Annotated in this window: 23 protein-coding genes; 6 read left to right on the top strand and 17 right to left on the bottom strand. The window is 68.1% G+C overall.

All coding sequences use genetic code 11. The features are described 5' to 3' along the window. Window positions 1–127: 127 nt before the first annotated feature. From ACTIEY_RS17415 to ACTIEY_RS17390, 6 genes are all read right to left on the bottom strand, one after another. Window positions 128–955: an ABC transporter permease gene (locus tag ACTIEY_RS17415; RefSeq protein ID WP_439520407.1), complete on the bottom strand. Its 828-nt coding sequence runs from the start codon at window positions 953–955 to the stop codon at window positions 128–130. Window positions 956–960: 5 nt separating this feature from the next. Further along, on the bottom strand, window positions 961–1,776 hold the full coding sequence (locus ACTIEY_RS17410) for an ABC transporter ATP-binding protein (protein WP_439520406.1): 816 nt from the start codon (window positions 1,774–1,776) through the stop codon (window positions 961–963). A 7-nt stretch (window positions 1,777–1,783) separates the two neighbouring features. Further along, window positions 1,784–2,809: an ABC transporter substrate-binding protein gene (locus ACTIEY_RS17405; RefSeq protein WP_439520405.1), complete on the bottom strand. Its 1,026-nt coding sequence runs from the start codon at window positions 2,807–2,809 to the stop codon at window positions 1,784–1,786. Window positions 2,810–2,937: 128 nt separating this feature from the next. Continuing rightward, window positions 2,938–3,702, bottom strand: coding sequence for a class II glutamine amidotransferase (locus ACTIEY_RS17400; RefSeq protein ID WP_439520404.1), 765 nt, complete (start codon window positions 3,700–3,702; stop codon window positions 2,938–2,940). A 109-nt stretch (window positions 3,703–3,811) separates the two neighbouring features. Then, window positions 3,812–5,260 (bottom strand): MFS transporter, encoded by a 1,449-nt coding sequence (locus ACTIEY_RS17395; protein ID WP_439520403.1) that lies wholly within the window; start codon window positions 5,258–5,260, stop codon window positions 3,812–3,814. Next, a complete protein-coding gene (locus ACTIEY_RS17390; protein ID WP_439520402.1) occupies window positions 5,253–5,483 on the bottom strand; it encodes a cysteine-rich CWC family protein in 231 nt (76 codons plus the stop codon). The genes ACTIEY_RS17395 and ACTIEY_RS17390 overlap by 8 nt, the downstream gene beginning before the upstream one ends. A 56-nt stretch (window positions 5,484–5,539) precedes the next feature. Between ACTIEY_RS17390 and ACTIEY_RS17385 the strand changes: the two genes are divergently transcribed. Further along, complete coding sequence (locus tag ACTIEY_RS17385) at window positions 5,540–6,283, top strand: SGNH/GDSL hydrolase family protein (protein ID WP_439520401.1); 744 nt, start codon at window positions 5,540–5,542, stop codon at window positions 6,281–6,283. On the opposite strand, the gene ACTIEY_RS17380 is transcribed toward ACTIEY_RS17385, so the two are convergent. Continuing rightward, window positions 6,228–7,364, bottom strand: a complete 1,137-nt coding sequence (locus ACTIEY_RS17380; protein ID WP_439520400.1) for an acyltransferase family protein — start codon at window positions 7,362–7,364, stop codon at window positions 6,228–6,230. The genes ACTIEY_RS17385 and ACTIEY_RS17380 overlap by 56 nt on opposite strands. A gap of 32 nt (window positions 7,365–7,396) precedes the next feature. Between ACTIEY_RS17380 and ACTIEY_RS17375 the strand changes: the two genes are divergently transcribed. After that, window positions 7,397–8,206 (top strand): crotonase/enoyl-CoA hydratase family protein, encoded by an 810-nt coding sequence (locus ACTIEY_RS17375; RefSeq protein WP_439520399.1) that lies wholly within the window; start codon window positions 7,397–7,399, stop codon window positions 8,204–8,206. 7 nt (window positions 8,207–8,213) lie between these two features. Here the strand turns inward: ACTIEY_RS17375 and ACTIEY_RS17370 are convergent, their stop codons facing one another. From ACTIEY_RS17370 to ACTIEY_RS17345, 6 genes are all read right to left on the bottom strand, one after another. Continuing rightward, a complete protein-coding gene (locus tag ACTIEY_RS17370; protein ID WP_439520398.1) occupies window positions 8,214–9,800 on the bottom strand; it encodes a gamma-glutamyltransferase family protein in 1,587 nt (528 codons plus the stop codon). A gap of 16 nt (window positions 9,801–9,816) precedes the next feature. Beyond that, complete coding sequence (locus tag ACTIEY_RS17365; protein ID WP_439520397.1) at window positions 9,817–10,653, bottom strand: sulfite exporter TauE/SafE family protein; 837 nt, start codon at window positions 10,651–10,653, stop codon at window positions 9,817–9,819. A 4-nt stretch (window positions 10,654–10,657) separates the two neighbouring features. After that, window positions 10,658–11,983: a TRAP transporter large permease gene (locus ACTIEY_RS17360; RefSeq protein WP_439520396.1), complete on the bottom strand. Its 1,326-nt coding sequence runs from the start codon at window positions 11,981–11,983 to the stop codon at window positions 10,658–10,660. Continuing rightward, window positions 11,976–12,503 carry a TRAP transporter small permease subunit gene (locus tag ACTIEY_RS17355; RefSeq protein WP_439520395.1) on the bottom strand — a complete coding sequence of 176 codons (528 nt, stop codon included), beginning with the start codon at window positions 12,501–12,503 and terminating at the stop codon, window positions 11,976–11,978. The genes ACTIEY_RS17360 and ACTIEY_RS17355 overlap by 8 nt, the downstream gene beginning before the upstream one ends. Before the next feature lie 16 nt (window positions 12,504–12,519). Further along, complete coding sequence (locus tag ACTIEY_RS17350) at window positions 12,520–13,608, bottom strand: TRAP transporter substrate-binding protein (RefSeq protein ID WP_439520394.1); 1,089 nt, start codon at window positions 13,606–13,608, stop codon at window positions 12,520–12,522. Window positions 13,609–13,959: 351 nt separating this feature from the next. Continuing rightward, entirely contained in the window at window positions 13,960–14,445 is a 486-nt protein-coding gene (locus tag ACTIEY_RS17345; RefSeq protein WP_439520393.1) for an Lrp/AsnC family transcriptional regulator, read from the bottom strand. 152 nt (window positions 14,446–14,597) lie between these two features. Here ACTIEY_RS17345 and ACTIEY_RS17340 point away from each other — a divergent pair, with 152 nt between their 5' ends. Next, window positions 14,598–15,389, top strand: a complete 792-nt coding sequence (locus ACTIEY_RS17340; protein WP_439520392.1) for a M48 family metallopeptidase — start codon at window positions 14,598–14,600, stop codon at window positions 15,387–15,389. On the opposite strand, the gene ACTIEY_RS17335 is transcribed toward ACTIEY_RS17340, so the two are convergent. The 4 genes from ACTIEY_RS17335 to ACTIEY_RS17320 all read right to left on the bottom strand — a co-directional run bounded on the left by ACTIEY_RS17335 (window position 15,331) and on the right by ACTIEY_RS17320 (window position 19,426). Beyond that, the gene (locus ACTIEY_RS17335) at window positions 15,331–15,636 is read right to left on the bottom strand and encodes a hypothetical protein (RefSeq protein WP_439520391.1); all 306 of its coding nucleotides are present in this window, start codon (window positions 15,634–15,636) and stop codon (window positions 15,331–15,333) included. The two genes, ACTIEY_RS17340 and ACTIEY_RS17335, sit on opposite strands and share 59 nt — an antisense overlap. Then, complete coding sequence (locus ACTIEY_RS17330; protein ID WP_439520390.1) at window positions 15,633–16,553, bottom strand: LysR substrate-binding domain-containing protein; 921 nt, start codon at window positions 16,551–16,553, stop codon at window positions 15,633–15,635. Before ACTIEY_RS17330 ends, ACTIEY_RS17335 begins: the two co-directional genes overlap by 4 nt. Window positions 16,554–16,834: 281 nt before the next feature. Further along, entirely contained in the window at window positions 16,835–19,051 is a 2,217-nt protein-coding gene (locus ACTIEY_RS17325) for a malate synthase G (RefSeq protein WP_439520389.1), read from the bottom strand. 132 nt (window positions 19,052–19,183) lie between these two features. After that, on the bottom strand, window positions 19,184–19,426 hold the full coding sequence (locus ACTIEY_RS17320) for a glutaredoxin family protein (protein WP_439520388.1): 243 nt from the start codon (window positions 19,424–19,426) through the stop codon (window positions 19,184–19,186). 82 nt (window positions 19,427–19,508) lie between these two features. On the opposite strand from ACTIEY_RS17320, the gene ACTIEY_RS17315 reads away from it, so the two are divergent. From ACTIEY_RS17315 to eutC, 3 genes are read left to right on the top strand one after another with little or no spacing between them, the layout of a single operon-like run. Continuing rightward, window positions 19,509–20,324, top strand: coding sequence for a phosphodiesterase (locus ACTIEY_RS17315; RefSeq protein ID WP_439520387.1), 816 nt, complete (start codon window positions 19,509–19,511; stop codon window positions 20,322–20,324). After that, complete coding sequence (locus ACTIEY_RS17310; protein ID WP_439520386.1) at window positions 20,324–21,712, top strand: ethanolamine ammonia-lyase subunit EutB; 1,389 nt, start codon at window positions 20,324–20,326, stop codon at window positions 21,710–21,712. The genes ACTIEY_RS17315 and ACTIEY_RS17310 overlap by 1 nt, the downstream gene beginning before the upstream one ends. Continuing rightward, window positions 21,709–22,479 (top strand): ethanolamine ammonia-lyase subunit EutC, encoded by a 771-nt coding sequence (gene eutC, locus ACTIEY_RS17305; protein ID WP_439520385.1) that lies wholly within the window; start codon window positions 21,709–21,711, stop codon window positions 22,477–22,479. The genes ACTIEY_RS17310 and eutC overlap by 4 nt, the downstream gene beginning before the upstream one ends. Window positions 22,480–22,505: the final 26 nt, after the last annotated feature.

Below are 22,505 nucleotides of genomic sequence, written 5' to 3'. Positions count from 1 at the left end.
CTTGTCGCCTCAAGCTCCGTGATCATGCGGCGTTTTTGCCGCACGGTTCGAACTTGATTCAGAGCTCGATGAGCTTCAAAGCCGCGGGGTTCACGATGGCTGTCGTCCCGGTCTGCGAGAGCAAGCCTCACAGCTTCTCCGTCTCCCCCACCTTCGGCTGCCACTTCATCAAGCGCCTCTCGATCTTGCCCACCACGGCGTCGAGCACCAGCGCAAACATGGTGAGCACCACGATGCCGGCCATGACGGTGTTGATGTCGAAGCTGCCCTCTGCCTGGAGGATGAGGTAGCCCACGCCCTGGCTGGAGCCGAGGTATTCGCCGACCACTGCGCCCACGAAGGCCAGGCCCACGCTGGTGTGCAGGGAGCTGAACACCCAGCTCGTGGCGCTGGGCAGGTACACGTGCCGCAGCAACTGGCGCTGGCTGGCGCCGAGCATGCGGGCGTTGGCCAGGATCACGGGGCTCACTTCCTTCACGCCCTGGTAGACGTTGAAGAACACGATGAAGAACACCAGCGTCACGCCCAGCGCCACCTTGCTGGCGATGCCCAGCCCGAACCACACCGCGAAGATGGGCGCCAGGATGATGCGGGGCATGGAGTTCATGGCCTTGATGTAGGGCTCCAGAATCGCCGACGCCATGGGGCTGAGCGCGAGCCACAGGCCGCCAAGCAGGCCGCCGATGGCGCCAATCGCGAACGCCAGCAGCGTTTCCGTGAGCGTCACGCCCAGGTGCTGGTAGATGTCGGCGTCGGTGACGAACCAGGTCCAGATGCGTTCGGCCACGCGCACCGGTTCGCCGAAGAAGAAGGCGGCCTGGCGGTCGTTGTCGAACATGAAGGGCGGGATGAGCCCTGGCGTGGTCATCACGTACCAGAAGACGATGAGAGCCACGAGCAGGCCCAGTTGCCACAGGCGCAGCGTGCTGGGCTGCGGTTTGATCAGCTTCCACATCGTGTTCAGGCCGCTTTCTGCAATTGCTGCTGGTAACCCTTGAGCACTTCTTCCCGCATCACGGCCCAGATGGCGGCGTGCAGTTCGACGAAGCGGCGGGTGGTCTTGATCTCGGCCACGTCGCGCGGGCGCGGGATGTCGATGGCGAATTCACCGATCGGGTGGCTCGCTGGCCCGGCGCTCAGGATCACCACGCGGTCGCTCATGGCAATGGCTTCGTCCAGGTCGTGCGTGATGAACAGCACCGCCTTCTTCTTGGCGGCCCAGAGGTCCAGCACCTCGTTCTCCATCAGCTGGCGCGTCTGGATGTCCAGTGCCGAGAAGGGTTCGTCCATCAGGATGATGTCGGGGTCGAGCACCAGGGTCTGCGCCAGGCTGGCGCGCTTGCGCATGCCGCCGCTCATCTGGTGCGGGTAGCGGTCGCCAAAGCCGCCCAGTCCCACGCGGCGCAGCCATTCCTCGGCCTGCGCTTTCGCATCGGCCTCGGCCACGCCGCGAAACGACAGGCCCGCCATCACGTTGCCCAGCGCGGTGCGCCAGGGCATGAGGCTTTCTGTCTGAAACATGTAGCCGGCGCGGGTGTTGATGCCGCTCAGCGTTTCGCCGAACACCTTCACCGTGCCGGTGCTGGGCGCCAGCAGCCCGGCGGCCACGTTCAGCAGCGTGCTCTTGCCGCAGCCCGTGGGGCCGACCACGCTGACGAACTCGCCCGCGCCCACGGTCAGCGTCACGTCGCTCACGGCGGTGTAGCGCTGACCGGGGTCGTCCTTGCTGATGAAAGTGCAGGCCACGCCCTGCAGGTCGATCGCGGGACTGGTCATCGGATCATCAGCCTTTCGGGTACTTGGCGTTCGCCTTCTGGGCAAAGCTGTTGGTGTAGACCGCGTTCAGGTCCAGCTTGGCCTTGGCGAGGTCGGCGTCCACGCTGGCCAGGGCCTTGTAGGCGGTGTCCGCGCCCTTGGCGGGGAAGGTGCCGTCCTTGGAGAGCGCACCCTTGGCGGCCATGAAGGCGTCGATGTACACCGCGCGGTCGCCGAGCAGGTAGCTCTCGGGCACGGCCTTGATGATGTCCGTGGGACCGGCGGCCTGGATCCACTTGTTGGCCCGCACGATGGCGTTGGCCATGGCCTGCGCGGTGTTGGGGTTCTTGTCCAGGAAGGACTGCGGCGCGTACAGGCAGCCGGCGGGCATGGGGCCGCCGAACACCTTCTCGGCCTCGCTCACGATGCGCGTGTCGGTCACGATCTTCAGGTCGCCCGAACGCATGAGCAGTGTGATCACCGGATCCAGGTTGCTGATGGCGTCGATCTGGCCCGAGCGCATGGCCGCCACCGCGCCGTTGCCAGCGCCCACACCCACGATGCTCACGTCGCTGGGTTTGAGTCCTGCCTTGGCCAGCACGAAGTTCACCAGCACGTTGGTGGAACTGCCCGGCGCGGTCACGCCGATCTTCTTGCCCTTGAGGTCGGCCACGGTCTTGAAGTTGGCCATGGTCTTGGGGTTCACGCCCAGCACGATCTGCGGCGCCAGGCCCTGCAGTGCAAACGCGCGCATGGGCTGGCCCTTGAACTGCATGTTCACGGTGTGCTCGAACGCGCCAGAGACCACGTCGGCACTGCCTCCCACCACGGCAGCGAGTGCGCGCGAGCCACCCGCGAAATCGACGATGGTGAGGTCCAGCCCTTCGGCCTTGAAGTAGCCCAGCTGCTCGGCAATGGTGAGCGGCAGGTAATAAAGCAGGTTCTTGCCGCCCACCGCGATGGTGGCCTTGGGCTTTTCCAGGGTCTGCGCGAACGTGAAGCCGGGCAGCGTGGCCGCGGCCAGGCCGCCTGCGATGAGGTGTCGTCTCTGCATGGTGTTGTCTCCTGAGGTGAGGGTGGAAATCGGGCGCGGCGCTTCGGTGGCGCCAACGCGGGCCATGATAGTAGGCCCTGACTTGTCGCCTGTTGCCACCCGGGACATCCCCGAGAGCGGGCACGCACTCAGGCCAGCGGCAGACCGTCCACGAACACCTTGAGCTCGTCAGGCTCGAAGGCGGTCCACTGCTCGTTGCTGGTCAGCGGCGTCGTCACCACCACCGCGGCGCGGTCGCCGGGCTGGTTGAGGTCGGCAAAGTTCACGGTCCAGTCGCGGTCCATCAGCGTGGCCTGGGCGAACGGATGCTGTCGCACCAGCCAGTGCAGCCGCGTGCTGCAATGCGCCCACAGCGCTTCGCCGTTGGACAGCAGGAAGTTGAAGGTGCCGAACTTGCGCACCTGCGGCAACAGCTCCTGCAGCGTCAGGGTGAGTTCGTTCACGTCGGGCAGGCTGGCGTGCGATTTCGCCAGTTCCTGCATCAGCCAGCAGAAGGCGCGCTCGCTGTCGGTGGTGCCCACCGGGCGGAACAGGCTGTGCAGCGGCGGGTGGTAGTCCTTGAGGTCGCCGTTGTGGGCGAACACCCATTGCCGGCCCCAGAGCTGGCGCACGAAGGGGTGGGCGTTCTCCAGCGCCACTTCGCCAATGGTGGCCTTGCGCACGTGGGCAATGATGTTGCGGCTCTTGAGCGGGTAGCCCTGCAGGAATTCGGCCATCGGCGAATCGGCGGCGCTGGCGTGGTCCACGAACAGGCGCAGGCCCTTGCCCTCGAAGAAGGCGATGCCCCAGCCGTCGGCGTGGTGGTCTGTCTTGCCGCCGCGCTGGCAGAAGCCGGTGAAGCTGAACGAGGCGTCGGTGGGGGTGGCGCAGTTGAGGCCGAGCAGTTGGCACATGAATCTATTGTGCCCCCACGCTCCACCGCTTTGCGGGTCGCTGCCCCCCAAGGGGCTGTTTCGCCTTGGGGCGGCCCAGCGGCGAAACGGTTTGCGCGCCGACATGCGATCAGCGCTCGCGCAACTTGAGAGCCGCGATGATCGCCAGTGCGCACACCGCCGCCAGCATGAGGAAAGTCTCGTCGAACGCGGCCATGCGGTCGGTGCCGTGCGCGGCCAGTCGCCATTCCAGCACGATGCCGCACAGGCTGACACCGGCCGCACCGCCGAGCATGCGCAGGAAATTGATGACGCTCGCCCCCTGCGGAATGTGCATGCGGTGCAGCCCGCGCATGGCGCCGATGTTGAGCGAAGGGAGGATGAAACCCAGGCCGATGCGCCCGAGCACCGCCCAGATCACCAGCAGGGGAATCACCTGCGCCGGCCGCTCCGGATTCACGGTGACCATGAGCGCGAACGAGGCCGCCAGCAGCGCGAGGCCGATGGTGACCAGCCGGTGCGTGGGCTGCCGGTCCGCCAGGCGCCCGACCACCGCGATGCACACCGCCAGCACAATGCCCGCCGGCAGGAGGATGGTGCCCACATACGACGGCGAGAGGCCCAGCCCCATCTGCATGTACACCGGCAGCAGGTACGTGGAGCCGAAGAGCGCGATGCCGTAGATGAAGGCGACGATGCTGCCCATGGCGAAGCGCCGGTCGGTGAACAGCGAGAGGTTCATCAGCGGGTCGATGCCGTGACCGTGGCTGCGCTTCTTCAGGGTGCGCCGCTGCAGCCACACGAACACCAGCAGCAGTGCGGCCGCCGAGCCCAGCAATGACGTGGCAGCCAGTGCCGTGCCGCCGTGCAGTTCCACCAGGCCATTGAGCAGGCACAGCGTGCCGGCGGTGGCCAGCATCAGCCCGCGCCAGTCCAGCGCGGCGCCGGTGCGGTTGGCCGCCACGCCGCCCGGCGCGCTGGTGGGCACATAGCGCTTCGCCAGCCAGAGCGACACCAGGCAGAACGGCACCACCATGAAGAAGATGGATCGCCAGCCGAAGCCGTCGACCAGCAGGCCGCCGATGCTGGGGCCGAGTGCCGGCGCCAGCACCACGCCCATGCCGAACACGCCGCTCGCGCGGCCTTGCTCGTTCGATTCGAAGGCGCGCAGGATGATGATGGCGGGAATCGGTTGCACCACGCCCGCTGCCAGGCCTTCGACCACGCGCGCGGCCAGGACCAGCGGGTAGTAATTGGCAAAGCCCCCCACCACGCCCCCCACCAGCAGCATCCACATGCAGCCCATGTAGGTGCGGCGGTACCCGTAGCGGGAAAGCAGCCAGGGCGTGGTGAGCATGGAGACCGTCATGGCGGCCATGAAGCCGGAAGACACCCACTGCGCGCGCTCCTGGCCCAGCGCGAAGTGGCGGCTCAGGTCGGGAATGGCCACGTTGATGATGGTCGATGACATGATCGAAGCCACGGTGCCCACCATCACCACGAAGAGCAGCAGCCAGCGGTAGCGCGGGCCGTGGCGCGCCTGCAGCGCGGGCAGGGCGTTGTCGCGCTCCTCAGCCACGGCCCGCTTCCAGCGCGGCGGCCACGCAGCCCGCGCACAGGCAGGCCTGGCCACGGGCCGCCTCGGGCAGGCTCTCCAGCAGGCCGGGCGCAAAGGTGGCGTTCACGCACCAGCAGGGTGGTTGCGCCTGGCCGGTCTCGCGCTCGATTTCCATGGCGCAGCGGTTGTCGGCGCCGCAGAGCGGGCAGCGCGTCGGGTCCAGGGGGTTCGGGGTGGTGGGCATGGGGGCTTTTGCGGCGTGGCACGGCGCACGCCGAAGGCTATGTTAGTTTGCGCCACATGACCACCCCTTCTACCTGGCCCTGGACCCTGCTGCTCGCTGGCCTGGTGGCGCTCGCTTTGTTGGGCCTGTCCGGCTGCACCGTCTGGCGCATCGGCCAGGCCAGCGATCTGGCCAAACGCAGCGAACCCTTCCAGCACACCCCCGCCAGCCCGGCGCTGCGCCTGCTGATCGTGGGGGACAGCACGGCGGTGGGCACCGGCGCGAGTTCAGCGCAGACCAGCCTGGCCGGCCTGCTGGCGCGCGAGTACCCGCGGCTGCGCATCGACAACCGCGCGCGCGACGGCGCGAAGTTCGATGACGTGGCGCTCCAGCTGGGCGGCTCCGATCGCTACGATCTCGTGCTGATCCAGGCTGGTGGCAACGACGTGATCCGCTTGCGCAACATGGACACGGTGGGCGCCGACATCGAACGCGTGCTCACGCTGGCGAAGGCGCGGGCCGACCGCGTGATCCTCATGCCCGCGGGCAATGTGGGCAACGCGCCGTTCTTCTACCCACCGGTGTCGTGGTTCATGAGTTCGCGCGCCCGCACGCTGCATGGCCTGGTGCGCGAAGCCACCCAGCGCCACGGGGCCACTTACGTGAACCTGTACAAGGACAAGGCCACCGACCCGTTTGCGCAGCAACCCGAACTGAACGCTGCGGACGGCCTGCACCCCAGCGACGCGGGCTACCGCGTGTGGTTCACGGAGCTGATGACGCAGGCGGCACTGGCACCGGTGCTGGCGCCGGCACGCTGACGGGCTTCTGCCGGCGGCCCAGGCGGCCCAGTGGCGCCTCCACCCCGTGGTGAAAGGCTGCGCCCGCCACGTTGCAGGCCAGCCAGGCCAGCAGCACGCCCAGCGTCTGCACCACTGGGTCGAGGGTCCCGTAGCGCGTGAACAGCGCGTTGACCACCAGCGCCACCGGGAAGTTGAGCAGGAACACCGAATAGGAGATGCGGCCGAGGTAGGCCACCACGCGGCTGCGGGGCCAGGTGGTGAGCCAGCCGTGCAGCTGCGCCGCCGCCAGCACCCCGCAGACCAGCAGCGCCAGCGCGATGCGGGCCCGGAAATCGAGCGCCAGTGACAGGAACACCAGCGCCAGCAGCGCGGCCATGGGCCAGCGGCCCCTGCGCCAGGCGAGTGCGTCGCGCGTGGCCCACGCCGTGAGCACGCCCATGCCATAGGCGCCAAAGAAGTACAGCGCCCAGGCATCCCAGTCGGCATCCAGATTGAAGTGGTACAGCGAGGCCAGCACCACCACCGCCACCAGCACCTGAGGCCAGGGGCCGCGCACGCCGCGCGCCACCCACAGCAGGCCCAGCAGCAGCGCATAGAGCTGGAAGTCGATGGCCACGTACCACACGCCGGCCGAGAGCGAGTCCGCATCCAGCAGCGTGTGCAGCAGCAGCGCGTGCGAGACGAACTGCCAGAAGCCGGGCGCATCCGGCAGCGAGTCGTGTGCCATCCACTGGCGGGCCAGCTCGGTGCACACCATCGTCACGAGCAGCGCCGCGATGTAGGGCAGTGCGATGCGCACGTACCGCTGACCGATCAGGCGCAGCGGCACCTGGGTGTCGGCCAGCGCGCCGGTGGGCGCCAGGCTGCGCGCCGCCAGGAAACCCGCCACCACCAGAAACACCTGCACCGCCATGCGCGCGTCCTGGCTGAACCAGGCCACCAGATCGGGCGCGATGCGGTGCGTGAAGTCGGACATGGGGCCGTAGAAGGCCAGGTGGTGCAGCACGATGAACTGCGAGGCCACGGCCTTGAAGGCATCGATCAGCATCAGGCGCTGGGGCGCGCTTTCGGGGGGGCTGGTCGGCAAAGTGGGGGACATGAGGGCTTGCGGGTTGGCGGTATGGTAGCGGCATGAACGCCACCTCCACCCCCGCCGAAGGCCGCATCCTCACCGAGGTGCGTGGTCACATCCTGCTGATGGGCATCGACCGGCCCGCCAAGCGCAACGGCTTCACGCCGGCCATGCTGCAGGCCCTGGCCGAGGCCTACACCCGGCTCGACGACGACCCCGCCCTGCGCGTGGGCGTGCTCCATGCCATGGGCGACCACTTCACCGGCGGGCTCGACCTGCCCACCTTCGCGCCCTACATGCAGCGCGGCGAACGCGCCATCACGCCCGGCCTGGTGGACCCCACCGATGTGGGACGCGCCGGCTACCGGCGGCGCAACAAGCCGGTGGTGGTGGCGGTCAAGGGGATCACCTACACCATCGGCATCGAACTCATGCTGGCGGCCGACATCGTGGTGGCTGCCGACGATGGCCGCTTCTCGCAGCTCGAGGTGCAGCGCGGCATCATGGCCACGGGCGGCGCCACGCTGCGCATGGCCGAACGCTCGGGCCTGGGCAACGCCATGCTGCACCTGCTCACGGCCGACGTGTTCGACAGCGCCGAGGCCTTGCGTCTGAACTTTGTGCAGCGCGTGGTGCCGGCCGGCAACGAACTCGACGAAGCCTTGCGCATCGCCGACGAGATCGCACTGCAGGCGCCACTGGCCGTGGTGGCCACGCGCCTGAACGCGCGCAAGGCGGTGGAGGAAGGGCCGATGGCCGCAGCGGCGGAGTTTGAGGCCACGCAGCAGCGGCTCTCGAGAAGCGACGACGCGCGCGAGGGTGTGCTGTCGTTCCAGGAACGGCGCGCGGCCCGCTTCAAGGGGCGCTAGGGCCGGTTCAGACGCCGGCCACCGAGCCGTCGCTGCGCGGATCCGCTGCGCCTTCGATCACGCCGCTGGCGTGGCGCACCAGCGCACCGGCATGGCCCATGGTGTCGCTGAAAGCCTCGGGCAGCACCACCACTTCGTGGCCTGCCCCGCGCAGTGCGGCCACCAGCCCGGGATCGAAACGGCTCTCCAGCTTGAGCGTGGTGCTTTCATCGCCCCAGGTGCGGCCCAGCAGCCCGCGCGGCGCGCTCACCGCCTGTTGCAGCGGCTGGCCAAAGCGTGCGTACCGGGTGAACACGGCGGCCTGCGTCTGCGGCTGTCCCTCGCCGCCCATGGTGCCGAAGGGCATGACGCGGCCATCGTGGAACACGGCGAGCGACGGGTTGAGCGTGTGGAAGGGCTTGAGTCCGGGCTGCAGGCTGTTGAGCGCGTTAGGGTCGAGCGAGAAGCTGGTGCCGCGGTTCTGCCAGCACACGCCGGTGTCCTGCAGCACGGTGCCCGAACCGAACTCCCAGTACACGCTCTGGATGAAGCTGACCGCGCGGCCCTGCGCGTCGATCGCCCCCATCCAGATCGTGTCGCCCGGAGCGGCGGGATCGGGCCACGGCAGCGCCTGGCGCGGATCGATCTGGGCCGCCAGGGCATCCAGCGCGGCGGCCTCCAGCAGGGTTTGTGGGTCGGCCGGCAGGCGGCTGCGGTCGGTCACCACGCGCTCGCGCACGCGAAACGCGCGCTTGGTGGCTTCCACCAGGCCATGCAGGTGGGCAAAGCCTTCGCCCTCGGTCACGCCCAGGCGATCGAACAGGCCGATGATCATGAGCGCCGCCAGACCCTGGGTGGGTGGCGGCAGGTTGTAGACCGTGCAGTCGTGCAGCTGCACGGCCAGGGGCTCGACGAGTTGCGCCGTGTAGGCCGCGAGGTCGCTGGTGCGCAAGGGGCTGCCCAGGCGTTCCAGCTCGGCGCCCATGCTGGCCGCCAGCGTGCCGCGGTAGAAATCGTCCAGTCCGCGTTCGGCCAGCGTGGCCAGGGTCTGGCCCAGTGCGGGCTGCCTGAGCACGTGGCCGGGTGGTGGTGGCTCTCCGTCTACGAGGTAGGCCTGCGCAAAACCGGGCGCGTCCTTCAGGCCGGCGAGCTTGTCGCGTGTGAGCTGGGCCTGGCTGGTGGTCACCGCCACGCCATCGCGCGCGTGGCGGATGCCGTCGGCCAGCAGGCGCGAAAGCGGCAGCGGCGGGCCCCAGGGCGCCGCCACTTCCAGCGCCTTCGCCCAGCCGCCGATGGTGCCGGCCACGGTGAGCGCGGCGGTGGGACCGCGCGCGGGAATCGCATCCAGGCCGGCGTAGAAATCGCTCGAGGCGAGCGCGGCGGCTGGGCCGCAGGCATCGATGGCCACCATGGGCTTGCCCGGTTCGTGTATCAGCCAGAAGCCGTCGCCGCCGATGGCGTTCATGTGTGGGTACACCACCGCGATGGCGGCGGCGGCCGCCACCATCGCCTCCACCGCATTGCCGCCTTCGCGCAGCACATCGCGCCCGGCCTGCGCGGCCAGGTGGTGCGGGGCGACCTGCATGCCGCCCAGGGCCTTGAGGGTGTGGATCATGGTGTGGGTCTCTTCTTCAGGTGAGCAGTCCGTGGAACATGCGGATGGCCGTGAGTGCGAGGAACGCCGCGAACACCTGTCGAAGGCGCCTGGCGTCGATGCGGTGCGCGAGTTTCGCACCCCAGCCGGTGGTGAGCAGCGTGGCCGGCACGATGATGGCCATGCCCAGCAGGTTCACATAGCCCAAACTGAACGGCGGGCGCAGCGGCACGTCGAGGCCATTGAGCAGGAAGGCCACCGCGCCCGGAATGCTGATGACCATGCCGAGCATGGCGCCGGTGCCCACGGCGGTGTGCATGGGCACGCGCAAGGCGTTGAGGATCGGCACGCTGAGCGTGCCGCCGCCGATGCCCATGAGCGTGGACACGCCGCCGATGCCGCTGCCGATGGCCGCCGTGCCCAGCGTGCCGGGCAGCCCGTCGCGCAACGCGAAGCCATCGCGCTTGAACGCCATGTTCACCGCCACCACCAGCGCCACCGACGCGAACACGGCGGTGAGCGACAGGCCGCTGAGGAAGCGGCTCGCCACCGATCCCACGAGCACGCCGGCCACCACCCAAGGCATCAGACGACGAATCAGGTTCATGTCCAGGCTGCCGCGCTGGCGGTGCGCGCGACTGGACATGATGGAGGTGGGCACGATCGTGGCGAGCGACGTGCCCACGGTCACGTGCATGCGCACCGATTCGTCGATGCCCAGCAGCGTGAACAGGTGGTAGAGCACCGGCACGATGACGATGCCGCCGCCCACCCCGAGCAGCCCCGCGAGCACGCCCGCCACCAGGCCGGTGGCCAGCAGGGCCGTGGCCAGGCCCAGCAGCCAGAAGGTGCTGTATTGATGGAAGAAGTCCATGGCGCTACCAGCCGATCGCCTTGGGCAGCCAGAGCGCGATCTGCGGGAACAGGAACACCAGCACGAGCGCGACGAACTGCAGGCCGATGAAGGGCACCACGCCCTTGTAGATGTCTTTGATGCTCACCTCCGGTGGCGCCACGCCCTTGAGGTAGAACAAGGCCCAGCCGAACGGCGGGGTGAGGAAGCTCGACTGCAGGTTCACGGTGATCAGCATCGCCAGCCAGACCGGGTCCACTCCCAGGTTGATGAGGATGGGCAGGAACAGCGGCACGGCGATGTAGCTGATCTCGATCCACTCGACGAAGAAGCCGAGCACAAAGATGATGAGCATCATGAACCAGATGGCGGTGTTGGTGCCGCCCGGCAGCGCCTCGAACATGCCGGCGATCAGGTCCTCGCCATGCAGGCCCCGGAACGAGAGCGCGAACACCTGCGCGGTCATGAGGATGAACATCATGATGGCGGTGATCTTGCTGGTGTCCAGGGCGGTGTCCTTGAGCGTCTTCCAGGTGAAACGGCCCGAGAGCGCGGTGATCAGCACCGCACCAACCGCACCCATGCTGGCGGCCTCGGTGGGCGCGGCGATGCCGCCCACGATGGAGCCGAGCACCGCCACCACCAGCATGACCGGCGGCACCAGCACCTTGAAGAATCGCACCCAGAGCTGGCGCCGCGACACCGCGTCGCGCTCGGCCACGGGAAGCGGCGGCATGGTGCCCGGTCGCAGCCAGCCCATGATGACCAGGTAGACGATGTACACGCCGGCCAGCAGCATGCCCGGGCCCACCGCGGCAGCGAACAGCGTGCCCACCGAGAGCTGCATGATGTCCGAGAGCAGGATGAGGATGAGGCTGGGTGGAATGATCTGGCCCAGCGTGCCCGAGGCGCAGATCACGCCGCAGGCCACGCTCTTGTCGTAGCCGCGCCGGATCAGCGTGGGCAGGGTCAGCAGGCCGAGCGTGATGATGGTCGCGCCCACGATGCCGGTGGTGGCCCCCATGAGCACGCCGAACAGCACGATGCCGATGGCCATGCCGCCCTTGAGTCCGCCCGCGATGTGGCCCATCACATCCAGCAGGTCGTCGGCAAGCCTCGATTTCTCCAGCATCACGCCCATGAACACAAAGAGCGGGATCGCCATCCACTGGTAGCCACTGACGATGCCGTAGAAGCGCGCAGGGATCAGGTTGAACAGCGTCTCGCCAAAGCCCAGCCAGCCGAACACGAAGCCGGTGACGGCCAGGCTGATGGCCACGGGGATGCCGATCATCAGCATCACGAAGAAGCCGACCAGCATGAACACCGCGTAGGTCGACATCTCAAACATGGCTCGACTCCGTGGGCGTCTGCAGCGGCGAATCGAGCAGGCGCAGCAACTGCGCGAGTTGCTGCAGCACCAGCAGGCCGTAGCCCAGCGGAATCAGCGCCTTCACGAGCCAGCGCAGCGGAATGCCGCCGGGGTCGGGCGAGGCCTCGCTGATGGAGCGCGACTGCTCCACATAGCCCAGCGACAGCCAGATGAACAGCAGGCTCACGGTGATGAGCAGCAGGGCCGAGATCACATCGACCACGCGCTTGGTGCGCGGCGAGTAGCGGTTGTAGAACAGGTCCACGCGCACGTTCTCGCCGCGCTGCAGCGCGTGGGCCATGCCCAGCAGGATGAGGGCCGCAAGCAGGTGCCATTCCAGCTCCTGAGCCCACACCGAGCCGAAGCTGAAGGCGTAGCGCAGGAGCACGTTGGTGGCGACCAGGCCGATCATCACCAGCGCGATCCAGGCGGTGAGCCCGCCGATGCGGTCGATGGCCCCTTCGATGAGCGTGGCCAGCGGCCGCAGTGCCTTCAGCATGTGGGTGCGCTCCGCTTCAGCCGCGAACCTTGAGGTGGTAGGCCTCTTCGCTGATCTCGCTCCAGCGGTCGTACTTGGCCTTGAAGGCGAAATAGGAGTCGTGCACCTTCTTCGTCAGCGGGTCCTTGATGGCCTCGGTCAGCACCTTGTCGGTCTCGGTCTTGAGCGCCTTGATCACGTCGTCGGGCAAGGGGCGTGCGATCACGCCCTGGTTCTTGATCAGGTCTTCCATGGCGTCGGAGTTGGCTTTCTGGCACCAGCCTTCGCTGATCACGTTGCAGGCGGCCGACGCGTTGGTGACGATGGCCTGCAGGTCCTTGGGCAGTTTGTCCCAGGCCGCCTTGTTGATCAGCAGTTCCGAGACGGTGGACGACTCGTGCCAGCCGGTCGTGTAGTAGAACTTCGCGGCCTTCTGCAGTCCCAGGCGGCGGTCCTGGAACGGGCCCACGAACTCCGCCGCGTCGATCACGCCACGCTCCAGCGCGGGGAAGATCTCTCCACCCGGCAGCACCTTCACGTCCACGCCCAGGTTGGCGTACACCTTGCCGGCCAGGCCGGGGATGCGCATCTTCAGGCCCTTGAGGTCCGCCACGGTCTTGATCTCTTTCTTGAACCAGCCCGTCATCTGCACGCCGGTGTTGCCACAGGGCAGGGCCACCATGCCGAAGGGCGCGTAAACCTCGTTCCACAGGTCGATGCCGCCGCCGTCGTACAGCCAGCCGTTCATGCCCTGGAAGTTCATGCCGAAGGGCACGGCGGTGAAGTACTGGGCGGCGGCGGTCTTGCCGGTCCAGAAATAGGCGTTGGCGTGGTTCATTTCCACCGTGCCGGCGCGCACGGCGTCGAAGCCCTCGAAAGCGGGGATGAGCTCACCGGCGCCGAACACCTGGATGTTCAGTCGGCCATCGGACATCTCGCGGATGCGCTTGGCCAGGTCGGTGGCGCTGCCAGGGCCATCCATATAGAAGGGCGAGCCCTTGCCGTAGGCGCTGGTCATCTTCCAGTTGATTTTGCTGGCCGACTGGGCCTGTGCGAGCGCGGGCGCGCCCAGCACGGAGGTGGCGAGGGCAGCGCGTGAGAGGAACTGGCGGCGGATCAGGGACATGGCGGCACTCCTGTGGGTGAGGGATTGGGTGGAAACGGCTGCCGTTTGTAAGGCGACATCCAGGCCTGTTCGCAAGCGCCATGCCATGCGTTCGGTGCGCCCAAGTGCTTGATTTGCCAGCGTTTCCCGCCGCTGGGGGCGGCATGCTTCCGAGTTGGTGCATGTCCGGAGGGCTGGGCCACGCGGCCCGTCGTGCCGAATGTTCAGTGATTCGCGCCTGAGGTGCCGTTTGTCAAGTGAATGGTGCGAACCAGCCGCGCATGGAAACCATGCCCGCCCTCGGGTGAACCCCCGGTGCACAAACGGTCGTTTCGCACGCTGGCGGTGCGTGCGCACCAATCCGGGCGGGTGCTACAGGCGCGCGCCGCCGCGCCGGTTCTTGACCCGTGTGAGCAGGGTCTTGCAATCGACCGAGAGGATTTCGGGGCGGTTGAAGATGTGGCGGCGCACGAAGGCCTCGAAGGTCTCGGGGCTCTCGGTGAGTGCGTGCACATGCAGGCTCTTGAGGTCGCTCATGATGTACAGGCTCACCACCTCGGCGCAGTCGGCCAGCTCCTGCGCGATGCGTTCGATGGCCGCGGGCGCGACCACGATGTCGAGGAACGTGGAGTTCACCTGCCCCAGTTTCTCGGGGTTGATCACCGCGGCAAAGAGCTCGATCACCCCGTTGGCCTGCAGGGTCTGCACACGGGCACGTGCGTGCGCGCGAGAAATGCCGAGCTGGCGCGCGATGTCGGCAAACGAGGCGCGGCCGTCTTTCACCAGGATGTTGAGCAGCGCGCTGTCGAGCTTGCTCAGGGCAACGTCGGCGGCCTGGGGTGGGGGATTCTGGCTCATGCATCCTGGAAAGCAACCACCGGGCCAGCCCGGGCAGCCGCATGGCGCGTGCGCTGTGCCGTTCATCGCATCGGTGACGCAGGCGCGACGCAGGAGGCTGGCGTGCTCCGCGCCACAGGCGTACAAGGAGGGCAGGAAACGGTATGAACGGTATGGCTCGTTTTTTCCATGGCGCCTCGCGCCTGCTGCTGGTGTGCCTGATGGCCCCGGTGGCGGTGCACAGCGCCTGCCTGGACGATCCCGCCCGGGCCCACGAGTTGCGCGTGCTCGACGAAGCCCAGGTCATCGACCTGATGGACCAGCACCCGGTGGTGGCCGCGCCGCAGAAGCTGCACCGCATCATGGCCAGTCTGATCGCCGCCTCGCCCCGCTTGCGCGCGGGTCCCAGCATCCACCTGCTGGCCTATGAGGATGACGAACTCAACGCCTATGCGGCCGACCACGGCATGGTCATCCTCACCAGTGCCATGTGGAGCGAGAGGCAGGCGCTGTCGGACGATGAGGTCGCCGCCGTCATCGCGCATGAGCTCGCGCACATCGAAGGCCGCGATTCGATGGTGGAGGCCTGCGCGAACCTGCAGCGCCTGGGCGATCCGGCCCTGCGGATCGAAGACGCCCGCGACCGCATGGCGCTGGAGATGTTCAATCCCCGCTCGCCCGCCGCCCGCGCGGCCCGCGAGGAACTGCACGCGCAGGAACACGCTGCCGATGTGCGCGGCATCGAACTGCTGCGCCGTGTGGGCCGCGATCCGGCGGCCATGGTCAGCGTGCTGGCGAAGATCCACGGCACCGAGGCCACGGGCCTGAACCTGCTGATGGGGTCGTCGCACCCGGATGTGAAGGAGAGGCTGGCGAAGGCGCGGGAGGCGGCCCAAGCCGTGGGTTTCAATCGGGGCGATCGAGCTTCGCCAACAGCGCCTCACCCCACTCCCAAGGCCCGGTGAGCGTCAGCGTCACGGTCGTCCAGTCGCCGTCGACTTGAACCGACTGGTCGGCGTCCCACGCGCCGCCTTCTTCCAGCGGGCCGCGCGGCCCGGGCGCATGGGCTTCGGCCCGGAGCAGCACGGCCTGAACTTCTTTCATCACTTCGGGCAACTGCGCATCACGCACGCTGGCCATCGCCTCCCAGGTGCCCGTGCTTTCCCCGTCGTCGCTGGCGTCGAACACAAGGTACTGCAAAAGCGTGCTCACGGCGCCCTCACCGAAGCCTGCCTGTCCTGCGCAATCCACTCCACCCAGAAATCGATGCAGGCCTGGATCTTCGGCAGCCGTTGGCGCGCCGTGGAGGTGACGGCAAACAGCGGTACAGGCTGGTCATCCACGAATTCGGCCAGCACCGGCACCAGAATCCCCTGGTGCACCAGCGGTTCCGCCGCCAGCGTGGCAAGCCTTCCGATGCCCAGGCCCTGCGTCACCATGCTGGCCGCCATGCCGGTGCTGTTGGTGCGCCAGAAACCTTCCACTGGCAGCTTGAGCGCGCGCCCGTCCACCACGAAGGGCCACTGGTTGAGGTGCGGCGCGGCGGTGTTGGTGATGAGTCGGTGCAGGTGAAGCTCGGAAGGGTGCTGCGGCAGGCCCGCGCGCTGCGCGTAGGCGGGCGCCGCGTACAGGGCGCGGCCCAGGTGGCCGAGTGCGCGCGCCACCTGCGTATCGGGCAGGTGCGATCCGCTGCGGATCGCGATGTCGACGCCATCTCGCACGAGGTCGGTCAGCCGATCGTTCACATCCAGCTCGACGCGCAGCCCGGGGTGCTGCCGGTGCAGCTCGCTCAGGCTCGGCAGAAGGATGTATTGCGCGATCACCGTGCTGGCCGCCACGCGCACCAGGCCGCTGGCACCACCCGTCTGCTGGGCGAATTCGCCCTGGAGCTCATCGAGCGCGCCGGTAATGCGCAGGCAGTAGCCCAGAAAGGTTTCGCCCTCGGCGGTGAGCGACAGCCCATGCGTGGACCGGTGCAGCAGGCGCACGCCGGTGGTCTTTTCGATGCGCGCCAGCGTCCTGGAAACCTGACTCACCGGCACATCTCGCTCGCGAGCCGCCGCCGACAGGCTGCCCAGCGCCGCCACGCGCGCAAAGAGCTTCAGGTCGTCAAAAGCCAGGTCGTCCATGCGTGCGATGGTAGGGACTTCTGCCTTGCACGCGCTTCAAAACCGTTTTGAACGGCACGGCGTTTCCGCTTGCGGGGCGGCTGACTAGAGTGCAGCGACCCCAGTGACGGAGCACAGCATGAACCCTGAAAGCGACTACGCCACCCTGTCACCCGAGGCCTACGCAGCCCTGATCGATGGCATTCGCAGTCAAGCTGCACGCGAACGCCGTGTGGCGATCCAGACCTGCGACCTCTTCGGTTTGAATGGGTTGAGGCGTGTGTGGAAGAGGAAGAGCCCCCTCAGCCCGCTGCCTTCACCTTCAACCGCCACGCATGCAGCAGCGGCTCGGTGTAGCCGCTCGGCTGTTCCTTGCCCTTGAACACCAGGTCCAGCGCTGCGAGGTATGCCTTGCTGGTCTTGAAGTTGCCCGCCATCTTCTGGTACAGCGGGTCACCGGCGTTCTGCTGGTCGACCACGGCGGCCATGCGCTCGAAGGTCTTGGTCACCTGCGCTTCGGTCACGATGCCGTGGTGCAGCCAGTTGGCCAGGTGCTGGCTGGAAATGCGCAGCGTGGCGCGGTCTTCCATCAGGCCCACGTTGTGGATGTCGGGCACCTTGGAGCAGCCCACGCCCTGGTCGATCCAGCGCACCACGTAGCCCAGGATGCCCTGCGCGTTGTTGTCCAGCTCCTGCTGTTTCTCGGCGTCGCTCCAGTTCGGGTTGCTGCTCACGGGAATGGTGAGCAGGCCGGTGAGCAGGTTGTCGCGCTCGGCGGTGGCATCGATCTTTTCCAGCCCCTTCTGCACGTCGCTCACCAGCACCTGGTGGTAGTGCAGCGCGTGCAGCGTGGCGCCGGTGGGGCTGGGCACCCAGGCGGTGTTGGCGCCGGCCTTGGGATGCGCGATCTTCTGTTCCAGCATGGCCTTCATGAGGTCGGGCATGGCCCACATGCCCTTGCCGATCTGCGCCTTGCCGCGCAGGCCGCACGAGAGGCCCACGAGCACGTTGTTCTTCTCGTAGGCCTGGATCCAGGCGCTGGCCTTCATGTCGCCCTTGCGCACCATCGGGCCGGCCAGCATGGCGGTGTGCATCTCGTCGCCGGTGCGGTCCAGGAAGCCGGTGTTGATGAAGGCCACGCGGCTCGCGGCCGCAGCGATGCAGGCCTTGAGGTTGACGGACGTGCGGCGTTCCTCGTCCATGATGCCGAGCTTGACCGTGCTGTCCTTCAGCCCCAGCAACTGCTCCACGCGGCCGAACAGCTCGGCGGCAAACGCCACCTCGCGCGGGCCGTGCATCTTGGGCTTGACGATGTAGACCGAGCCCTTGCGCGAGTTGCGGATGGCATCCTTCTTCGAGCGCTTCAGGTCGTGCAGTGCGATGGTGGTGGTGACCACCGCGTCCATGATGCCCTCGGGAATCTCCTTGCCGTCGGCGCCCCACAGGATGGCCGGGTTGGTCATGAGGTGGCCCACATTGCGCAGGAACATGAGCGAGCGGCCATGCAGGCGAACCGCGTTCTTCTTGCCGTTGGGCGCGGTGTATTCGCGGTCGGCGTTCAGGCCGCGCGTGAAGGTCTTGCCACCCTTGCTCACCGACTCGGTCAGCGTGCCCTGCAGGATGCCGAGCCAGTTGCTGTAGGCCAGCACCTTGTCTTCGGCGTCCACGGCGGCGATCGAATCCTCCAGGTCGAGGATGGTGGAGAGCGCGGCTTCGACCACCAGGTCGCTCACACCGGCGGCGTCGCTCTGGCCAATGGGCGTGCGGCGATCGATCTGGATGTCCAGATGCAGGCCGTTGTGCACCAGCAGCACCGCGCTCGGCGCTTTCGCCTCACCCTGGTAGCCCACCAGCTGCGACTTGTCGGCCAGCTTGCTGGTGCCACCATCGGCCAGCGTCACCACCAGGTCGCCGTCCTTGTTGATGCGGTAACCGGCGGAGCCCACGTGCGAGCCCTTCTTCAGCGGCGCGGTGCGGTCCAGCACGTGGCGCGCGTATTCGATGACCTTCGCGCCGCGCTTGGGGTTGTAGCCACCCTTGGGCCCGACCTTGCCGCAGCCCTTGTCTTCAGAGATGACGTCCGTGCCGTAGAGCGCGTCATAAAGCGAACCCCAGCGCGCGTTGGCGGCATTGAGCGCGTAGCGCGCGTTCAGGATCGGCACCACCAGTTGCGGGCCGGCCTGCACCGCCAGTTCGTCGTCCACGTTCTTCGTCGTGGCGCGTGCGTTCTTGGGCTCGGGCACCAGGTAGCCGATCGTCTCCAGGTATTTGCGGTACCCGGCCATGTCCCGGATGGGGCCTGGGTTGGCGGCGTGCCAGGTGTCCAGCTCGGTCTGCAGGCGGTCCCGCTCGCCCAGCAGCGCGGCGTTCTTCGGCGCCAGGTCGGCCACGATGGCGTCGAAACCCTTCCAGAACTTCGCCTCGTCCACACCCGTGCCGGGCAGTACCCGCTGGTTGATGAAATCGAACAGTTCGGTGGCGACCTGGAGGCCGTGGATGTGGGTGCGTGCTGTCGTCATGGGGTGCTCCATCGGGCGGAAGAACATCGAAGCATGCACTGTATTCCACACCCGGGCCGCTATTAAATCGGTTTCCTGCGATTTATCTGTGACCTTGATGGAGGTAATGCGCGCCCGGCGCGCGCGAGTGCTTCAGCGGCCGAGCTGCGCCAGCGCTGCCTGCAGCCCCGCCAGGCCGCCGACGCGCTGGTCGTTGATGAAAATCTGCGGCATCTGGCGCACGGAAGGACCGCACTTTTCGTAGAAGGTCATGCGCTCGGCCTCGTCGTCGATCTTGATCTCCTTGAAATCGAGCGACCGGGACTTGAGCAGCATCTTGGCCGACTCGCATTGCGGGCAGGCGGACTTGGAATAGACGGTGATCTGGAGTGACATGGACGGAAGTTTACGTCCCGCGCGCCTGCGGACGTGATCGTCAGGCGCTCACAGCGGGCTTCGGGATCGTAGACTCCAGCCCATGAGCGCGTCCCTGCTGATCGCCCAATTGTCCGACCCGCACGTCGGCACCGGGCCTGCCTTCCTGGGCGGGCGCATGGACACCGAACACGCGTTGCGCCAGGCGGTGGCCCACGTGGCGGCCATGGAGCCGGCGCCCGATCTGGTGTTGCTCACGGGCGACCTCACCGAACATGGCAGCGCTGCCGAATACACGCGGGTGGCGGATGCCCTGGCCCCGCTGCCGATGCCGGTGTACGCCGTGCCGGGCAACCACGACGACCCCGGCGTGGCGCGCGCCGGCCTGCACCGATGCATGCCCGTGGCGCCCGATGCGCCGCCCGATGCCTGCTGCTACCACCGCGTCCAAGGCGGCCTGCACCTGGTGGCGCTGGACACCGTGGTGCCCCGGCAGTCGCACGGCGCCCTGGAGCCACCACAGCTCGCCTGGCTGTCGCGCACGCTGGATGCGTGCCGGGACGAGCCGGTGCTGATCTTCATGCACCACCCACCGCTGCCCACCGGCATCGAGGCCATGGACGCCTGCAGCCTCATGACCGGTGGCGACGCGCTGGCCGCGCTGGTCCGCCGGCACGGCGGGGTGCAAGGCGTGCTGTGCGGTCACCTGCACCGCCCGGTGCAGATGCAGTTCGGCGGCGCGCCGCTGCACGTGGCGCCTTCGGTGGCGCACCAGATCACGCTCGACCTTCGGCCCGGCGCGCCGCTGCGTGCGCAACTTGAACCGCCCAAGATCTCGCTGCACCGCTGGTCGCCCCAGCTGGGGCTGTGCACCCACCTGAGCTACGTCGAGGCCTTCGGTCCGGCGTTGGTGTTCTGATGCAGGCGCAGGCCGGCCTGGAGCGGCACCACTTTGCCGACCTGCGCGCGCTGCTGGCCTGCGCTTCGCCACCGCGCTCGGGCGACGAGTTGGCCGGCCTGGCCGCGCAGAGCGCGCAGCAGCGCGTGGCCGCGCGCGAGGTGCTGGCCGACCTGCCCTTGAAGCAGTTCCTGCACGACGCCGTGGTGCCCTACGAAGACGACGAGATCACGCGACTGATCATCGACGGCCACGATGCCGCCGCGTTCGCACCGGTCGCCCATCTCACCGTGGGCGGCTTTCGCGACTGGCTGCTGTCCGATGCGGCGGACACCACCACCTTGCAGGCACTCGCCAGCGGCCTCACGCCCGAAATGGTGGCCGCGGTGAGCAAGCTCATGCGCAACCAGGACCTGATCCTGGTGGCCAGCCGCTGCCACGTGGTCACGCGCTTTCGCAACACGCTGGGCCTGCCGGGCCACCTCGCGGTGCGCCTGCAGCCCAACCACCCGGCCGACAGCCCGGCGGGCATCCTCGCCAGCATGCTCGACGGGCTCATGTACGGCGCAGGCGATGCCTGCATCGGCGTGAACCCGGTGAGCGACAGCGTGCCCGAGCTGGTGCGCCTGCTGCACCTGTTCGACGAGCTCGTGCAGCGCCACGGCCTGCCCACGCAATGCTGCGTGCTCACGCACGTCACCAACACGCTCCAGGCCATCGAACAGGGCGCGCCGGTGGACCTGGTGTTCCAGAGCATTGGCGGCACCGAGGCCACCAACCGCAGCTTCGGCGTTCATCTGGCCCTGCTCGACGAGGCGCACGCCGCCGCGCAGGCCCTGCGGCGCGGCACGGTCGGACAGAACCTCATGTACTTCGAGACCGGTCAGGGCAGTGCGCTGTCGGCCGGCGCGCACCGCGGTGTGGACCAGCAGACCATCGAAGCCCGCGCGTACGCCGTGGCGCGGCGTTACCAGCCCCTGTTGGTGAACACCGTGGTCGGCTTCATCGGGCCGGAGTACCTCTACGACGGCAAGCAGATCATCCGCGCCGGACTGGAAGACCACTTCTGCGGCAAGCTGCTGGGACTGCCCATGGGCTGCGACATCTGCTACACCAACCACGCGGAAGCCGACCAGGACGACATGGACAACCTGCTCGTGCTGCTGGCCAGCGCGGGCCTGAATTTCATGATGGGCGTGCCCGGCGCCGACGACGTGATGCTCAACTACCAGAGCACCTCGTTCCACGACGCGCTCTTCGTGCGCGAACTGCTGGGCAAACGCCGCGCACCCGAGTTCGAGGCCTGGCTGCAGGCGCAAGGCATCACCGACGCACAAGGTCGTCTCTGCCCGGCGCCGGTGGCGAGCGCGCTGGCGCGGGGCTTCAGTCCCTTGCTGGGGGCGCCATGAACGAGCCGGTGGTACAGGACCCGTGGAGCGAACTGCGCCGCCACACGCCCGCCCGCATCGCGCTGGGCCGCGCCGGCAACAGCCTGCCCACGGCGGAACTGCTGCGGTTCTCCGCGGCCCATGCGCGGGCGCGCGACGCGGTGCACGTGCCCCTGGACGCAGAGGCTCTGGCGCAAGCCGCCGCGCAGGCAGGCTGGCCGCCGATCCTTGTGGCCAGCGAAGCCCCCACGCGGGTGGACTACCTGCGCCGGCCCGACCTGGGCCGCCGCTTGCGCGCTGAAGACCGGCAGCATCTGCGCGACGTCTCCAGCGGCCCGGTGGACCTGGCGGTGGTGCTGGGCGACGGCCTCTCTGCGCTGGCCGTGCAGTCGCATGCGCTCGCGGTGCTGGCGTCCCTGCACCGCGCGCTCGCCGCGTCGCCCGGTGCGGCGCCGCTGGCTTGCGCCCCGCTCGTGGTGGCCACGCAGGCGCGCGTGGCACTGGCCGACGACGTGGGGGCGGCCCTGCAGGCGCGGCTGGCGTTGATCCTGATCGGCGAGCGCCCCGGCCTGAGCGCGGCCGACAGCCTGGGTGCCTATCTCACCCACGGGCCCGGTCCCGGGCGCACCGATGCCGACCGCAATTGCGTGAGCAACATCCGACCCGAAGGCCTGGCGCCGGATGCCGCGGGACCACGCCTGGCCTGGCTGGTCCGTCAGGCGCTGCGCCGCGGGCTGACGGGCATCGGCCTGAAAGACAACAGCGCGATCGAATCCCTTCCCGGGTGAGGGGCCGACGACGGTGCCCCGCGCAT

Origin of the sequence: Hydrogenophaga sp. (assembly GCF_051858985.1) — a bacterium.
In the GTDB taxonomy this organism is placed as follows: Bacteria; Pseudomonadota; Gammaproteobacteria; order Burkholderiales; family Burkholderiaceae_C; genus Hydrogenophaga.
This window is presented reverse-complemented; position numbering and strand designations above follow the sequence as displayed.

What these genes read in the sequence shown, in the direction of transcription:
- ACTIEY_RS17415 (WP_439520407.1), bottom strand. Translation starts at nt 955, where the DNA reads ATGTGGAAGCTGATCAAACCGCAGCCCAGCACGCTGCGCCTGTGGCAA.
- ACTIEY_RS17410 (WP_439520406.1), bottom strand. Translation starts at nt 1,776, where the DNA reads ATGACCAGTCCCGCGATCGACCTGCAGGGCGTGGCCTGCACTTTCATC.
- ACTIEY_RS17405 (WP_439520405.1), bottom strand. Translation starts at nt 2,809, where the DNA reads ATGCAGAGACGACACCTCATCGCAGGCGGCCTGGCCGCGGCCACGCTG.
- ACTIEY_RS17400 (WP_439520404.1), bottom strand. Translation starts at nt 3,702, where the DNA reads ATGTGCCAACTGCTCGGCCTCAACTGCGCCACCCCCACCGACGCCTCG.
- ACTIEY_RS17390 (WP_439520402.1), bottom strand. Translation starts at nt 5,483, where the DNA reads ATGCCCACCACCCCGAACCCCCTGGACCCGACGCGCTGCCCGCTCTGC.
- ACTIEY_RS17385 (WP_439520401.1), top strand. Translation starts at nt 5,540, where the DNA reads ATGACCACCCCTTCTACCTGGCCCTGGACCCTGCTGCTCGCTGGCCTG.
- ACTIEY_RS17380 (WP_439520400.1), bottom strand. Translation starts at nt 7,364, where the DNA reads ATGTCCCCCACTTTGCCGACCAGCCCCCCCGAAAGCGCGCCCCAGCGC.
- ACTIEY_RS17375 (WP_439520399.1), top strand. Translation starts at nt 7,397, where the DNA reads ATGAACGCCACCTCCACCCCCGCCGAAGGCCGCATCCTCACCGAGGTG.
- ACTIEY_RS17370 (WP_439520398.1), bottom strand. Translation starts at nt 9,800, where the DNA reads ATGATCCACACCCTCAAGGCCCTGGGCGGCATGCAGGTCGCCCCGCAC.
- ACTIEY_RS17365 (WP_439520397.1), bottom strand. Translation starts at nt 10,653, where the DNA reads ATGGACTTCTTCCATCAATACAGCACCTTCTGGCTGCTGGGCCTGGCC.
- ACTIEY_RS17360 (WP_439520396.1), bottom strand. Translation starts at nt 11,983, where the DNA reads ATGTTTGAGATGTCGACCTACGCGGTGTTCATGCTGGTCGGCTTCTTC.
- ACTIEY_RS17355 (WP_439520395.1), bottom strand. Translation starts at nt 12,503, where the DNA reads ATGCTGAAGGCACTGCGGCCGCTGGCCACGCTCATCGAAGGGGCCATC.
- ACTIEY_RS17350 (WP_439520394.1), bottom strand. Translation starts at nt 13,608, where the DNA reads ATGTCCCTGATCCGCCGCCAGTTCCTCTCACGCGCTGCCCTCGCCACC.
- ACTIEY_RS17345 (WP_439520393.1), bottom strand. Translation starts at nt 14,445, where the DNA reads ATGAGCCAGAATCCCCCACCCCAGGCCGCCGACGTTGCCCTGAGCAAG.
- ACTIEY_RS17340 (WP_439520392.1), top strand. Translation starts at nt 14,598, where the DNA reads ATGGCTCGTTTTTTCCATGGCGCCTCGCGCCTGCTGCTGGTGTGCCTG.
- ACTIEY_RS17330 (WP_439520390.1), bottom strand. Translation starts at nt 16,553, where the DNA reads ATGGACGACCTGGCTTTTGACGACCTGAAGCTCTTTGCGCGCGTGGCG.
- ACTIEY_RS17325 (WP_439520389.1), bottom strand. Translation starts at nt 19,051, where the DNA reads ATGACGACAGCACGCACCCACATCCACGGCCTCCAGGTCGCCACCGAA.
- ACTIEY_RS17320 (WP_439520388.1), bottom strand. Translation starts at nt 19,426, where the DNA reads ATGTCACTCCAGATCACCGTCTATTCCAAGTCCGCCTGCCCGCAATGC.
- ACTIEY_RS17315 (WP_439520387.1), top strand. Translation starts at nt 19,509, where the DNA reads ATGAGCGCGTCCCTGCTGATCGCCCAATTGTCCGACCCGCACGTCGGC.
- ACTIEY_RS17310 (WP_439520386.1), top strand. Translation starts at nt 20,324, where the DNA reads ATGCAGGCGCAGGCCGGCCTGGAGCGGCACCACTTTGCCGACCTGCGC.
- eutC (WP_439520385.1), top strand. Translation starts at nt 21,709, where the DNA reads ATGAACGAGCCGGTGGTACAGGACCCGTGGAGCGAACTGCGCCGCCAC.